The following is a 13,522-nucleotide window of genomic DNA, read 5'->3' on the forward strand; positions in this document are numbered from 1 at the left end:
AAGAAGACGCCTGCAAATGTCAGAGAACCTATATTTCTTACCTCCCTTGATAATTATAAAACTTTCATGGCAAAGCCCATCTTTTTTTGGGCGAGAAAATAAAAAAAATATATATAATAATTAAATAAAAAACATATGAAATAAAAATTACTTTATAATAAAATAGAGATGATTTGAAAGAATTTAATATATTTAGAATTAATTGAATAGCAAATGAATACAATAAACCCAAAATAGTTGAAAATAGTGTTATTATAGTTATATCAGATGTATTAGGGGGAAGGATTGTATGTATCAGTATTTAATAGATGGTAAATTAGATTTGTTAGTAAGAAATTTTAATGAGCTTAAAAATGTAAAAGGATCTTGGGGAATGGGTATGATTCAGCATAGTTGTGCTTTGTCTTTTACTTTAAGAGGAAAGACTATTGATAGTAGATTGGTTGAGGATAGGCTAGATATAATAAAGAAAAATACAAGCATATTCTCAAATTTTAGAGGGCACAATTTGTTTTATATGGCAACACTTCTTTCTTTTGAAAGTGACCCTGAAGGTAGTTTTAAAGCTATACTTAAAAATTATGAAGAATTAAAAAATGATAGGTTTGGTAGTAGTGATTTTTTATCATTAGCATCAATAATTGTCTATGAAAATAGAGATAAGATGGACTTATATACTGTTATTAAAAGGATGAGACATGCATATGAATATATGAAAAAATGTCATCCGTTTTTAACATCTCATGATGATTATTGTAATGCTTGTTTACTTGCTATACATTCTAAGGATTTAGATAAAGATCTTAATCATATTGAAGAAGCTTATAATTATTTAAATCAAAATGGATTTTATAAAAGTAATGACCTTCAAGCCATGTCTCAAATATTAGCTTTTAGTGAAGATAAAAGTATGGCTAAATGCAAAAAAGCTATTTTAATAAGAGATTTACTTAAGAGTAATGACTGTAAAATGGGTAATTTCGGTAACCCAATTATAGGCGCTTTGTCACTTTTATCATTTGACGAAGAAACGATGGTAAAAGATATAAAAAAAGCATCAGATAAGTTAAAAGATGTAAAAGGATTTGGCAACTGGAGGTTAGGACATACATATAGAAATATGTTATGCGCAAGTATTGTTGCATCTGTATATGGAGAAGAGTTAACTAAAGAACATGAATTAGAAAATATATCTAATAATGTTTTCTTAAATGTTATTATAGCAATCGAAACAGCCACTACTATGGCATGTATAAGTTCAGCTGCAGTGGCTTCAAGTGCATCAAGCTAAATAATTTAACTAATATGCTACCTAAATATAAAAGTTTAGGTAGCTTTTTTGATTATGAGAATGTTTTAGTTATGTAACCTATGTTACTTAAAAATAATTATTTATGAACTATAATAACCATATAAAAATAATAAAGGAGAAATAAAAATGAACGCAATTAAAATTATGAATGAAGAACATCAATATATATTAAGAATGCTTAAAGTAGTTAGAAAGGTATGTTTTAATATATTACAAGGTCAAGAAGTTAATTATGATGACTTTAATTTAATAGTAGAATTTATTAAACAATATGCAGATGAACATCATCATAAAAAAGAGGAAGATATTCTATTTAATAAAATGGTTGATAACTTAGGGGATGTGGCTGAGAAATTAGTTAAGAATGGAATGTTAGTGGAACATGATTTTGGTAGATTATATGTTAGAAATTTATGTGAAGCCTTAGAAAACTATAAAAATGGCAATGAAGAAGCTAAATTAGATATTATTTCAAATGCTATATCTTATACACATCTATTAGAAAGACATATTGATAAGGAAGATAGAGTAATTTATAAGTTTGCAGAAAGAGAATTAGAAGAAGGAGTTCAAAGTAATATTGATGAAGAGTGCATGGTGTTTGAAAGTGATAATAGCGACATAAGGGAAAATAGTATTATAATACTTGAAAAACTAGAGAATAAATTTAAAAATTAAGGTATTTATAACTATATTTAAAATAAAATTGGGAACTATAATACAGAACTTTATTTTAAAGGAGTGTGTTTAATGGACTATCCAATGTTTTGTTACCAGTGTGAACAAACAGCTGGTGGAAAAGGATGTACAAAGGTGGGTGTGTGTGGTAAAACCCCCGAAATTGCAGCGCTTCAAGACTTATTAATATATCAAATAAAAGGAATAAGTTGTTATGCAAAAGAGTTGATAAATAAAGGTGAAAAAATTGATAAGAACATAGTTAGTTTTGTTGAAAACTCATTATTTACAACTCTTACAAATGTTAATTTTGATGCTGATGTTCATGAAAAAATGTTAAGACAATCTCAAGAAATCAAGCAATCATTAAGAAGTAAAGTATCTAATTTAGAATGTTCTTGTGAAGAAGTTACATATAATTTAAGTGATAGTAGAGATAAGATGTTAGAAGATGCAAAAAAAGCAGGTATAATGTATGACCAAGATCTTGATGCAGATATTCGTTCACTTAGACAAACTATAATATATGGTTTAAAAGGAATTTCTGCTTATGGTCATCAAGCTAGAGAATTAGGATATTATTCTGATCAAGTTGATGAATTCTATTTTAGAGCTTTACAAGCAGTTGTTGATGATAAATTAAAACTTGAAGATTTAATAACATGGACAATAAGAACTGGTGACATGAGTGTAGCTGTTATGCAAAAACTAGATGAAGCGAATACGACGATTTACAAAAATCCAGCACCTCATAAGGTAAATGTAAATATTAAAAAAGGACCATTTATTATAGTATCTGGTCATGATTTAAAAGACTTAGAAATGTTATTAAAACAAACAGAAGGAAAAGGTATTAATATCTATACTCATGGAGAAATGATACCTTGTCATGGTTATCCAGAGCTTAATAAATATTCTCATTTAGTAGGTAACTTTGGTGGAGCTTGGCAAGACCAACAAAAGGAATTTGATAATATTCCAGGTTGTATTTTAATGACTACAAACTGTATGATGAAGCCAAGAGATTCATATAAAGATAGAATATTCTCAACAAGTGTTGTAGGTTGGGATGGAGTAAAGCATATTGATAAAGAATCAAACGGAGAAAAAGATTTTAGTGAAATAATTAATAAAGCTTTAGAACTTGGTGGTTTTAAAGAAGATGAAGAGCCTAAAGAAATATTAGTAGGTTTTGGGCATCAAGCTACTTTAAGCAATGCACCAGCAATAATAGATGCTATTAAATCAGGTAAATTAAGACACTTCTTCTTAATAGGAGGATGTGATGGAGCAAGAGCAGGTAGAAATTATTATACAGAATTTGCAGAACAAGTGCCTAAAGACTGTATAATTCTTACTTTAGCTTGTGGAAAGTATAGATTTAATAAATTAGATTTTGGTGAAGTAGCAGGATTACCAAGACTATTAGATGTGGGACAGTGTAATGATGCATATTCTGCCGTAAGGATAGCTTTGGCTCTTGCTGATGCATTTGATACAGATGTAAATAGTTTACCACTTTCAATTATTTTATCTTGGTATGAGCAAAAAGCTGTAGCAGACTTATTAGCATTACTATCATTAGGAATTAAAGGAATATATTTAGGCCCAATATTACCTGCGTTTATTAGTCCTAATGTACTTCAATATTTAGTTGATACATTTAATATTAAACCAATAAGTACACCAGAAAAAGACCTTGCATCTTGCTTAGAGGTGCCAACAAAATAAGGAGGTAAAGATTATGAAAGCTTATGTAGACAGAGAAACTTGTATAGGATGTGGAGCATGTGCTGGAATTTGTCCAGAGGTGTTCAGTATGGATGATGAAGGAAAATCTGTTCCAGTAGATGAAGAGATAAGTGCTGATTCTATAGATGATGCAAAAGAAGCAGAAGAATCATGTCCAGTTGACGCAATAAGTGTAAAGTAAGAAATAAGGTATAACTTAAATAAAAAGGACTATCATAATCGATAGTCCTTTTATAGTACAAGCAATTCTGATATTAGTAAAAGTTATAATCATTTAATATATATTAGATATTAATCAATTATTATTTTTACCGGTTTGAACATTTGCTTCTATTTTTTTCTATTATAGGTGGGACTTCTTTGTCATACATAGTTTGAGTTACTAATTTAATGATATCTGTCACTGTTGTTACATCACAGGTTTGAAGCTTATTTAATAGGTGATCAGATAAAGAACCACTAGTTAATTTTACAATCGATGATGAACTATTTAAATCAGGGATATTTACACTTTCAAGTTATTTTGCCATATCAGGGTCAGTTTTAAATTTATTTATCATAGTGTTTAGCTCTTTAACCTGATTAATTTGTGGTGATGGAGGATTTCCAATAATATTCATAATCTTATTAGGTACATTTAGACCCGCATGAGCAATAAAACCTATCATTATTGCTGGAAATATAGATGTACCAATTGAACGAACCAAAGATAGAGTTGCTAGAGCTGAGTTTATTCTTACACCAATGATAAATAGGTAAAGATCACCTAACATTGATATTGTAAAACCTACTAGTAATATTTTTTTAGGACCATATTTTATCATTAACGAGTTTTCTGCAAACTGGGGAACGAATACCATTCCCACCATTCCTACACCGACTATAAGTGATAAGAGTAATGTTATTAAAATCAAAGAAGTCAATGTTCGTAAGCCCATATAGTAGAGAAATAATAATTATTATTAGTAGAATAGTACCTAATTTATCAATTTTGCCAGTATCAATTGCCCACATAAATATTACAAGTAAATATAATATAAGAACTGCATATATTCAATAATCTTTGCTACTGATTTCTAAGGCTATTATTCAATGTAGGACCTCCTAGTTTTTAGCTTAATAATTTTTTAATGTAAGGTATTAAATCATTAAAAGTAATACTTTCATCTCTAGAGTAGGTAAAAAACATATCTACAAGTAGGTTATATACTAAATCATTTTCTTTAGGAATATTAAGGCCTTTTAAACATTGGCAAATTTTATCGGTAAGTTGGTCTCTATATTGTTTTTTACTTTGTTTTAATTCTAAATATTTATTGGGGTATAGCGAAGTTGTAAGATTATTAAATGAAATAAAATGAACTATGTTCATAAAATGTTCTACTTCTAAATAGATTTCTTTAAGTGAAGAGATATAATTAGTATTATTTTTGATTGTAATATCAACTTTTCTAAGTAGAGTATTCCATTCGCCTCTAATAACACAAACTAATATTTCATCTTTTGATTTGTAATAGTTATAAATAGTGCCAGTACTTACACCACAGGTAGAAGCTATTTTTCTAATACTAACATTAGAATAGCCATCTTTTAATATTAGATCTCTAGAAATTCTTAGTATATCTTCAGAAACATTTTCCAGTATCTTAGGCATAATAACACCTCTTTTCATAAGTTATTTTATGAATGATGTTCATTTTAGTTGACTAAAATTAAAAAAATTTAGCAGTAAACTTAGATGTATTATTCATTAAAAAAATAATACATTTAAGATATTTATTATGAAATTATGTCATTATATAGTATAATGTAATAGTGAAAATCTGCTAATTATAAAATTGATATATACACGTTCTTTATTTTGAGCTAAAATATATTAATCACTGGAGGAAAAATAAGAACATGATAAAAATAATTTGTGATACAATGTCTGACATACCCAAAGGAATAATTGCTAAGTACGATATATATATTGTTCCAACTACAGCTATATTTAATGGGATAGAATATAAAGATGGCGTTGATATTACACCAGAAGAATTTTATCTACTTATGAGAAATAGCCATGAACTTCCGAAAACTAGTCAAGCTACTTACTCTCAATTTAAAGATGTATTTGATAAGTATATAAATGAATATGATGAAATACTATATATTGGTGGTTCTTCAGCTGCTTCAGGGACTTATCAAAGTGCTGTAATGGCAAGTAATGATACTGAAGGCAAAGCAAAAATATTCACTTTTGATACTTACAACTTCTCAGCAGGAGGGGCAGTTTTTATAATAAAAGCTTGTCAATTATTAGATGAAGGAAAAAAATCTGAAGAAATTATTAAAATTCTTGAAGGATTGAAAGGTACTCAAAGAGTATATCTATCAGTAGATACTTTAGAATATTTATATAAAGGTGGAAGAGTATCAGGTGCAAAGGCAAAATTAGGTAGTTTATTAAAGATTAAACCTATACTTTCTTTAGAGGAAGGAATTATTTCGCCGAAATCCCAAGTAAGAGGAGAAAAGCAAATGATATCTACCATATTTAATAAAGCCACTGAAGGAATAAACGATATAGAAAATAGAATAATCGTTTATGGATGTGGTGATAACATTGAACAAGGTAAAATGTTAAAGGAAAAAATATTAGCAACTAACTGTAAACATGCCTATGAAGTTAAGGCTGGAGCATGTATTACTGCACATTCAGGACCTGCCATAGTAGGTATGGCGATCTTATAGTAATAGGTATAGTTAAATGTAGGAGGTAAATGATGAAAATAATATGTGATACCATGTCAGATGTGCCAAAGGAAATTATAAATGAATTTGATATAGAGGTAATACCATTAACAATATTAGTAGATGGAAAAGAATATTTAGATGGAGTTGACATAACAAATGAAGAGTTCTATCAAATATTGAGAAGCAACCAAGAGTTGCCTAAAACATCTCAAATTACTTTTGTAAGATTTAAGGAAGCTTTTGAAAAATATACTACTCAAGGTGAAGATGTATTATATATAGGTGGATCTTCAGCAGCTTCAGGGACATTCCAAAGTGCTGTTATGGCAAGTAGAGAAGTTGAAGGAAGTGGAAAAGTTTACACTTTTGATACTTATAGTTTATCAGTATGTGCGGCAGGGTTTGTAATAAAAGCTGCATTATTAAAAGAAGAAGGTAAATCGGTAGATGATTTAATAAGTGAGTTAGAATCATTAAAGGGAACTGAAACAGCATTTTTCTTTGTTGATAGCTTAGAACATCTACAAAAAGGAGGAAGAATATCTTCTACAAAAGCTGCAATAGGGACAATGTTAAACATAAAGCCAATATTAACGATAAAAGATGGTATAGTTGACCAAAAATCTCAAGTTAGAGGTAAAAAGCATTTATCAGCTACTTTAGTTAATAATACTATTGATTTAGCCAAAAGCTTAGATGATAGAATAGTAATACTAGGATTCTGTGATAATGAAGATGATATAGAAAACGTAAAAAGTAAAGTATTAGAAGCAGGTAATCCTAAGGCTATATACAAAGTAAATATAGGAGCTTGTATATCGTCTCACTCTGGACCAAGTATAGTTGGTATAGCTACAATATAATTTTTTATAATGCAATAATAACTTAGAGACACAAGGCTGAACATTTTGTTCAGCTTTTTTTGTGAGGTATTTATAATATCAAAAAATGTATTGTGTTAGAGAAAACTGTATGCTAAACTTATTTTGTAAGAAAAAATGAATATGAAGCTAGGGGAGCTATAATTGGATAGTTGAGAAGTGAAGCCGTAACTTACAGACTCTAAACACCTGATCAAGATAATACTTGCGGAGGGAAGCTATTTAATATACAGCCAATAAACTAGTATAATTGCGTTCTCTTTCAAGAGAGCGCTTTTTTGTTATCAAAAGGAGGTTAGACAATGAAGGTAAATGGGAAAGAATTAGAATTTAAGGACAACACATCAATCTCAAAATTACTTGATAACATTGGTGTTAATAAAAACACTGTTGTTGTAGAAGTAAACTTAGAAATTATTGAAAATGAAGCCTACGATAATTATTTCCTTAGAGAAGATGATGTTATAGAAGTAATACGCTTTGTAGGGGGGGGCTAAAATGATTATTTACATAAATGAAGTAAAAGTTGAAGTTACTGATGGAAGTAATCTATTTGAAATAAGAGAAAAATATAAAAGTGATGCTGATGTATTAATTTTAAATGGATACCCAATAAATGAAAATACAATATTAAAGCATAATGATAAAATAACTCTTATTAAAAAGGGTGAGATGCCAAAATATGAAGAGCTAGAGTCATTAATGATTTCAAGACATACTCCTAATATTCATAATAAGTTAAAAGCAGGAGCTGTATCCATATTAGGACTTGGAGGACTAGGCTCAAATATTGCTATATCCTTAGCTAGAATAGGTGTAGGTCATTTAATCATAGCTGATTTTGATATTGTGGAGCCATCAAATCTAAATAGACAACAATACTTTATTAGTGATATAGGAAAATACAAAACAGAAGCTTTAAAGGAAAAGATAGAAAATATAAATCCATTCATAAAAATAAGTACAATTAACAAAATAATTAACTCATCAAATATTCACGACTTAAAAGACTGTGACATAATAATTGAAGCATTTGATAATCCAAGCTATAAGGCAGAAATAGCCAATGAAATATTAATTAAAATGAGAGATAAGTATTTAATATCATCTTCAGGGATGGCAGGATACTATGACTCAAATATTATAAAAACTAGAAAAGTAAGAGATAAGTTTTATATATGTGGAGATGAAACATATGAAGCTAGAGAAGGTGAAGGTTTAATGGCACCAAGAGTAGCAATATGTGCAAATCACATGGCTAATTTAGCAACAAGAATTCTAGTTGGGGATGAATTTTAATACAAATAGGGGGAAGACGATGGATAAGTTAGTATTAGGTGGAATTGAATTTAACAGTAGATTATTAATAGGTACAGGGAAATATTCGTCAAATGATATGTTGCCAAAGGTTATAGAATCAAGTAGCAGTGAAATAATTACAATGGCTCTTAGAAGAGTAGATTTAGATAATGAAGAAGAAAATATATTAACATATATTCCAAAGGATATGACTATACTTCCTAACACTTCAGGTGCAACAAACCATATGGAAGCTGTTAGAATAGCAAGGATAGCAAGAAGAATGGGATGTGGTAATTTTATAAAGATAGAGGTAATAAGTGATAGTAAATATTTATTACCAGACAATGAAGAAACAATAAAAGCTACTAAAATTCTTGCAGATGAAGGATTTATAGTACTTCCATATATGAGCCCAGACCTTTATGCAGGTAAAAGATTAATAGAAGCAGGAGCAGCTGCAGTTATGCCTCTTGGAGCACCTATAGGATCTAATAGAGGTCTTAAAATGAAAGAAATGATTCAAATAATGATAGATGAACTTGATATACCAATTATTGTAGATGCAGGTATTGGTAAGCCATCTCAAGCAATGGAAGCTATGGAAATGGGTGCAGCAGCGGTACTTGTAAATACTGCAATATCTAGTGCAGGTGACCCTATAAAAATGGCAAAGGCTTTTAAGTTAGCAGTAGAAGGTGGTAGAGAAGCTTATTTAGCTAAAACAGGTGCAGTAAGCAACTTTGCAAATGCATCTTCACCCCTTACAGGATTTTTAAGTGAGGTAGGTGTATAGATATGAGTTTCTATGAAACGATAGATAAATACAGAAATTTTGATTTTGATAAATATTTTGAAAATGTAAGTGAAGAAGATGTACTTAGAAGCTTGCAAAAAAATAAGTTAGATGAATATGATTTACTAAATTTATTATCTAACAAGGCAGTTATCCACTTGGAAAAAATGGCACAGAAGGCTAATGAAATAACAAGTAGACACTTTGGTAAAGCGGTGCTATTATATACGCCAATGTATATTGCAAACTTTTGTGTAAATAAGTGTACTTACTGTGGCTATAATATAGACTCTGGTATAAAGCGTAAGAAATTAAACATGGAAGAAATAAGAAATGAAGGAAATGAAATATCTAAAGAAGGATTTAAGCATTTATTGTTACTAACAGGAGAAAGTAAAGTTCATTCAAGTGTTGAGTACATTGGTGAAGCAGTTGAGAACCTTAAAGATAGTTTTCCATCTATAGCAATTGAAGTTTATCCTATGGATGTTGAAGAATACCAACATGTAGTAGAAAAAGGTGTAGATGGACTGACAGTATATCAAGAAACTTATGATGAGACCATATACAAAGAAGTACATGTAAAAGGACCAAAATCTAATTTTAAATATAGATTAGATGCACCAGAAAGAGGAGCGATGGCAGGTATGAGAAGCATATCAATTGGTGCTTTACTTGGACTCAATAACTTTAGAAAAGAAACCTTCTTCACATTAATGCATGGGAGATATTTAAGAGATAAATACCCACATGTGGAGCTATCTTACTCAACACCAAGAATGAGACCATTTAAAGGGTGTTATGAAAAACTAGTAGATGTAAATGATAGAGACTTGGTGCAAGCAATAATTGTAATGAGATTATTTGATAACCAAGGTGGAATAAACATTTCTACTAGAGAGGGGTTAAGCCTTCGTAAAAACTTAGTCCCACTTGGCGTAAATAAATTAAGTGCAGGAGTATCAACAAATGTTGGAGGTCATTCTCAAGGTGAAGAAGATACTGCACAATTTGAAATAAGTGATGAAAGTAGTGTTGTTGAAGTTAAGAACATGCTTAAATCTATAAACTATCAGCCAATATTTAAAGATTGGGTAAGATTTTAATGTATTTGATTACTAATAGACATTTGTGTGATAAAAGTAGGTATTTAGAGGTTTTAAAAGAAGCTTCAGACTATGGAGTAAAATACATAGTGTTAAGGGAAAAAGACTTGCCTAATGAAGAACTTGAAGAGCTTTACTATAAGGTGAAAGAGATAGTAAATAAAGAATGTAAAATAATAATAAATAATAATTTTGAAGTTTTTAATAGAGTTGAAGGAGATGGAATTCATTTATCCTTTGATTCTTATATTGATTATTTTAATAAGGGAATGCTTAATTTACATAAGTTAATAGGAGTATCAATTCATAGTATTAAAGATATAGAAGAAGTTAAAAAGAGAAGAGCTGATTATGTATTTTTATCCCATATATATGAGACTAAATGTAAGGAAGAATTAGAGCCTAAAGGCTTAGAAATTCTTAAAGATGCAAAAAAAATAATTAAAAGTTCGGAATTTAAATTAGTAGCATTAGGTGGTATTTTACCAAGTAATGTTAGAGAAACACTTAAGTACTGTGATGATATTGCGGTTATGTCAACAATCATGAAGAGTGATAACATATGTAAAACTATTAACGAATATACAATATAGTGTTATTTAATTAAACATAAATTAAAATAGTTGAAAAGGAGCCGTTGCTCCTTTTTTTTTAATTTATTGAAATATAGTTAGTACTGAGTTATAGTTTATAGTAGGTAATCTTACAAAGCATAAGGGGGACAATATGAGATTAGAAGTAAAGAATCTGAGGAAAAGTTTCTCAGGGAATGAAGTACTACATGGTATATCTTTTTCTATTGAAAGTGGAAGGGCTCTTGGATTATTAGGGCGTAATGGTGCAGGAAAGACTACCACAATTCGTATACTAATGGATGTTTTTAAAGCTGATTCAGGAGAAATACTAATAGATGGAAAGAGGTTTAAGCCTAACGACTATCAAATTGGATATTTGCCAGAAGAAAGAGGGTTATACCCTAAGAAAAAAGTTACAGAACAGATAGTTTATCTAGCAGAGTTAAGGGGAATGCCAGCTAAGAAAGCAAAAGAGAGTACAAAAATATGGCTTGAAAAGCTAGGAATTGAAGAGTATGCAAATAGAACACTAGATAGTTTATCAAAAGGAAATCAGCAAAAAGTGCAATTAGCACAAACTTTGGTATGTAACCCAGAAATAGTTATACTTGATGAACCATTTAGTGGGCTTGATCCAGTCAATGCACAAGTACTTAAAGATACTGTTAGAGAATTGATAAATCAAAATAAATTAGTCATATTTTCTAGTCACCAAATGAGTTATGTTGAAGAGTTTTGTGAAGAGATAGCTATAATTAACAAAGGTGAGATTGTATTGAATGGAAATCTTAAGGATATAAAGAAAGAATATGGTAACAATCGATTAATATTAAGTGGAAATGATTTAGGATTAGATGAATTAAAATCAATACTTGATGACAAGTTTAAAGATTTAGCAATTGTAGCTGAAAGCAAAAGTGATTATCTTGTACTAGAGTTAGTTAATAATACAACCAAAAACCAACTTTTAGAAAATATATTAAAAGCAAATATAGACATAGAAAAGTTTTCTATATATGAGCCAGATTTAACAGATATATTTGTAAAGAAAGTAGGTGAAGAATAGTGAGACAATTTATTACTGTATTAAAATTTGAGCTAGGAAACTACTTTCAAAAAAAATCTTTTATAATAAGCACAATATTAATTTCTTTAGTAATGATAATTGGTTTATCATTACCCAATTTTATAGACATGTCATCAATAATTCCATTTTTAGACAATGATGAAAGTAAAGTAGAAGAAGTTAAAGAAGAAGATAAATCTAATTTTGCAATATATGATGAAGGTAATATTTCATTTAATGAAGAAGAGTTAAATGCATATTTCCCAAACTCAAACTGGAAATTAGTTAAAACACAAGATGAATTAAAGGATTTAGTAGAAAATCAAGAAATTGAAGCAGGATTCAGTGTGAAAAGTTTAACTGAGTATGACTATATTGTTGAAAATACAAAATTTAATGATGTAAATAAACAAATCTTTGACGAATATTTAATTCAAAAGTATAGAGAAAATCAAATAACTAGTCAAGGTATGGACTTTAACAAAGTAAATGGAATTTATAATACTCAAATAGTTTCTAATGTTGAGATATTAGGAAAAGATAGTGCAAATAATTATTTCTATGCCTATGTATTAGTATTTGTAATTTATATGATGATCTTAATGTATGGTCAATTGATTGCTATGGGAATTACTGCTGAAAAGAGTAATAGAGCGATTGAGGTTTTAGTTACAAGTACAAGTACTAACACTTTAATTTTTGGTAAAGTCATAGCAGGAGCAATAGCAAGTATAGTTCAAGTGGGAGTAATTATGTCATCAGCTATAATTGGATATAAAGTAAATAGCCATGCATGGAATGGTATGCTTGATAATGTATTCAAAATACCATCTGAAATAATAGTAACATTTGCTATATTTGGAATACTAGGTTACTTATTCTACTCATTCTTATTTGGAGCACTAGGAGCTTTAGTTTCAAAGACAGAAGAAATAGGAACAAGTGTTGCTCCAGTAATGATGATATTTATTATAGTATTCTTCATAAGTATGTTTGGTTTAACTAATGGTGATAGTACTTTATTAAAGGTTTGCTCATATATACCATTTGCATCTCCAATGACAATGATAGTAAGGGTTTCTACTGGAGCTGTTACATCAATAGAATTTATAGTTTCTGCAATAATATTAATAGCTTCAACAGTATTAGCAGGAATGGGTGGTGCTAAGATATACAGGATGGCTACATTAATGTATGGTAATCCAATAAAACTTAAAAATGCTTTAAAGTGGCTTAAAAAAGAAAAATAAATATTTAGTATAGATTAAAATAGGGAAGAGAGAACAATTAAAAGTTCAATCTTCCCTATTTTAATTTT

16 protein-coding genes and 1 riboswitch are annotated in these 13,522 nt (G+C 29.2%); of the genes, 14 read left to right on the forward strand and 2 right to left on the reverse strand.

Annotated features, from left to right (window positions below):
- Positions 1–289 precede the first annotated feature (289 nt).
- From ACI48P_RS06890 to ACI48P_RS06905, 4 genes are all read left to right on the forward strand, one after another.
- Entirely contained in the window at positions 290–1,291 is a 1,002-nt protein-coding gene (locus tag ACI48P_RS06890; protein WP_475214747.1) for a DUF4003 family protein, read from the forward strand.
- A 147-nt stretch (positions 1,292–1,438) separates the two neighbouring features.
- Positions 1,439–1,990 carry a hemerythrin domain-containing protein gene (locus ACI48P_RS06895; protein ID WP_475214748.1) on the forward strand — a complete coding sequence of 184 codons (552 nt, stop codon included), beginning with the start codon at positions 1,439–1,441 and terminating at the stop codon, positions 1,988–1,990.
- Between the two features lie 72 nt (positions 1,991–2,062).
- Positions 2,063–3,721 (forward strand): hydroxylamine reductase, encoded by a 1,659-nt coding sequence (gene hcp, locus ACI48P_RS06900; RefSeq protein WP_475214749.1) that lies wholly within the window; start codon positions 2,063–2,065, stop codon positions 3,719–3,721.
- A gap of 13 nt (positions 3,722–3,734) precedes the next feature.
- Complete coding sequence (locus ACI48P_RS06905; RefSeq protein WP_475214750.1) at positions 3,735–3,923, forward strand: ferredoxin; 189 nt, start codon at positions 3,735–3,737, stop codon at positions 3,921–3,923.
- A 337-nt stretch (positions 3,924–4,260) separates the two neighbouring features.
- Here the strand turns inward: ACI48P_RS06905 and ACI48P_RS06910 are convergent, their stop codons facing one another.
- Positions 4,261–4,602, reverse strand: a complete 342-nt coding sequence (locus ACI48P_RS06910) for a hypothetical protein (protein WP_475214751.1) — start codon at positions 4,600–4,602, stop codon at positions 4,261–4,263.
- Between the two features lie 38 nt (positions 4,603–4,640).
- Here ACI48P_RS06910 and ACI48P_RS06915 point away from each other — a divergent pair, with 38 nt between their 5' ends.
- On the forward strand, positions 4,641–4,802 hold the full coding sequence (locus tag ACI48P_RS06915; protein WP_475214752.1) for a hypothetical protein: 162 nt from the start codon (positions 4,641–4,643) through the stop codon (positions 4,800–4,802).
- A gap of 51 nt (positions 4,803–4,853) precedes the next feature.
- Here the strand turns inward: ACI48P_RS06915 and ACI48P_RS06920 are convergent, their stop codons facing one another.
- Positions 4,854–5,396: a TetR/AcrR family transcriptional regulator gene (locus tag ACI48P_RS06920; RefSeq protein ID WP_475214753.1), complete on the reverse strand. Its 543-nt coding sequence runs from the start codon at positions 5,394–5,396 to the stop codon at positions 4,854–4,856.
- A 248-nt stretch (positions 5,397–5,644) separates the two neighbouring features.
- Between ACI48P_RS06920 and ACI48P_RS06925 the strand changes: the two genes are divergently transcribed.
- From ACI48P_RS06925 to ACI48P_RS06965, 9 genes are all read left to right on the forward strand, one after another.
- Positions 5,645–6,478 (forward strand): DegV family protein, encoded by an 834-nt coding sequence (locus tag ACI48P_RS06925; RefSeq protein WP_475214754.1) that lies wholly within the window; start codon positions 5,645–5,647, stop codon positions 6,476–6,478.
- 32 nt (positions 6,479–6,510) lie between these two features.
- Complete coding sequence (locus ACI48P_RS06930; protein ID WP_475214755.1) at positions 6,511–7,344, forward strand: DegV family protein; 834 nt, start codon at positions 6,511–6,513, stop codon at positions 7,342–7,344.
- Positions 7,345–7,483: 139 nt separating this feature from the next.
- Positions 7,484–7,595: riboswitch (TPP riboswitch) on the forward strand.
- A gap of 69 nt (positions 7,596–7,664) precedes the next feature.
- A complete protein-coding gene (gene thiS / locus ACI48P_RS06935; RefSeq protein ID WP_475214756.1) occupies positions 7,665–7,859 on the forward strand; it encodes a sulfur carrier protein ThiS in 195 nt (64 codons plus the stop codon).
- Position 7,860: 1 nt separating this feature from the next.
- Positions 7,861–8,661 (forward strand): sulfur carrier protein ThiS adenylyltransferase ThiF, encoded by an 801-nt coding sequence (gene thiF / locus ACI48P_RS06940; RefSeq protein ID WP_475214757.1) that lies wholly within the window; start codon positions 7,861–7,863, stop codon positions 8,659–8,661.
- A 19-nt stretch (positions 8,662–8,680) separates the two neighbouring features.
- Positions 8,681–9,457: a thiazole synthase gene (locus tag ACI48P_RS06945; RefSeq protein WP_475214758.1), complete on the forward strand. Its 777-nt coding sequence runs from the start codon at positions 8,681–8,683 to the stop codon at positions 9,455–9,457.
- 2 nt (positions 9,458–9,459) lie between these two features.
- On the forward strand, positions 9,460–10,563 hold the full coding sequence (thiH, locus tag ACI48P_RS06950; RefSeq protein ID WP_475214759.1) for a 2-iminoacetate synthase ThiH: 1,104 nt from the start codon (positions 9,460–9,462) through the stop codon (positions 10,561–10,563).
- Complete coding sequence (locus ACI48P_RS06955; protein ID WP_475214760.1) at positions 10,563–11,156, forward strand: thiamine phosphate synthase; 594 nt, start codon at positions 10,563–10,565, stop codon at positions 11,154–11,156. Before thiH ends, ACI48P_RS06955 begins: the two co-directional genes overlap by 1 nt.
- Before the next feature lie 133 nt (positions 11,157–11,289).
- Positions 11,290–12,204, forward strand: a complete 915-nt coding sequence (locus ACI48P_RS06960; protein ID WP_475214761.1) for an ABC transporter ATP-binding protein — start codon at positions 11,290–11,292, stop codon at positions 12,202–12,204.
- The gene (locus ACI48P_RS06965; protein WP_475214762.1) at positions 12,204–13,454 is read left to right on the forward strand and encodes an ABC transporter permease; all 1,251 of its coding nucleotides are present in this window, start codon (positions 12,204–12,206) and stop codon (positions 13,452–13,454) included. The genes ACI48P_RS06960 and ACI48P_RS06965 overlap by 1 nt, the downstream gene beginning before the upstream one ends.
- Positions 13,455–13,522 lie beyond the last annotated feature (68 nt).

It is taken from the genome of Romboutsia sp. LXY-2, from assembly GCF_056171995.1.

Bases quoted from the DNA above. Each gene is read 5' to 3' on its own strand.
- ACI48P_RS06910 (WP_475214751.1), bottom strand. From the start codon at position 4,602: ATGGTATTCGTTCCCCAGTTTGCAGAAAACTCGTTAATGATAAAATAT.
- ACI48P_RS06895 (WP_475214748.1), top strand. From the start codon at position 1,439: ATGAACGCAATTAAAATTATGAATGAAGAACATCAATATATATTAAGA.
- ACI48P_RS06925 (WP_475214754.1), top strand. From the start codon at position 5,645: ATGATAAAAATAATTTGTGATACAATGTCTGACATACCCAAAGGAATA.
- thiH (WP_475214759.1), top strand. From the start codon at position 9,460: ATGAGTTTCTATGAAACGATAGATAAATACAGAAATTTTGATTTTGAT.
- ACI48P_RS06915 (WP_475214752.1), top strand. From the start codon at position 4,641: ATGTTATTAAAATCAAAGAAGTCAATGTTCGTAAGCCCATATAGTAGA.
- thiS (WP_475214756.1), top strand. From the start codon at position 7,665: ATGAAGGTAAATGGGAAAGAATTAGAATTTAAGGACAACACATCAATC.
- ACI48P_RS06905 (WP_475214750.1), top strand. From the start codon at position 3,735: ATGAAAGCTTATGTAGACAGAGAAACTTGTATAGGATGTGGAGCATGT.
- hcp (WP_475214749.1), top strand. From the start codon at position 2,063: ATGGACTATCCAATGTTTTGTTACCAGTGTGAACAAACAGCTGGTGGA.
- ACI48P_RS06955 (WP_475214760.1), top strand. From the start codon at position 10,563: ATGTATTTGATTACTAATAGACATTTGTGTGATAAAAGTAGGTATTTA.
- ACI48P_RS06945 (WP_475214758.1), top strand. From the start codon at position 8,681: ATGGATAAGTTAGTATTAGGTGGAATTGAATTTAACAGTAGATTATTA.
- ACI48P_RS06890 (WP_475214747.1), top strand. From the start codon at position 290: ATGTATCAGTATTTAATAGATGGTAAATTAGATTTGTTAGTAAGAAAT.
- ACI48P_RS06920 (WP_475214753.1), bottom strand. From the start codon at position 5,396: ATGCCTAAGATACTGGAAAATGTTTCTGAAGATATACTAAGAATTTCT.
- thiF (WP_475214757.1), top strand. From the start codon at position 7,861: ATGATTATTTACATAAATGAAGTAAAAGTTGAAGTTACTGATGGAAGT.
- ACI48P_RS06960 (WP_475214761.1), top strand. From the start codon at position 11,290: ATGAGATTAGAAGTAAAGAATCTGAGGAAAAGTTTCTCAGGGAATGAA.
- ACI48P_RS06930 (WP_475214755.1), top strand. From the start codon at position 6,511: ATGAAAATAATATGTGATACCATGTCAGATGTGCCAAAGGAAATTATA.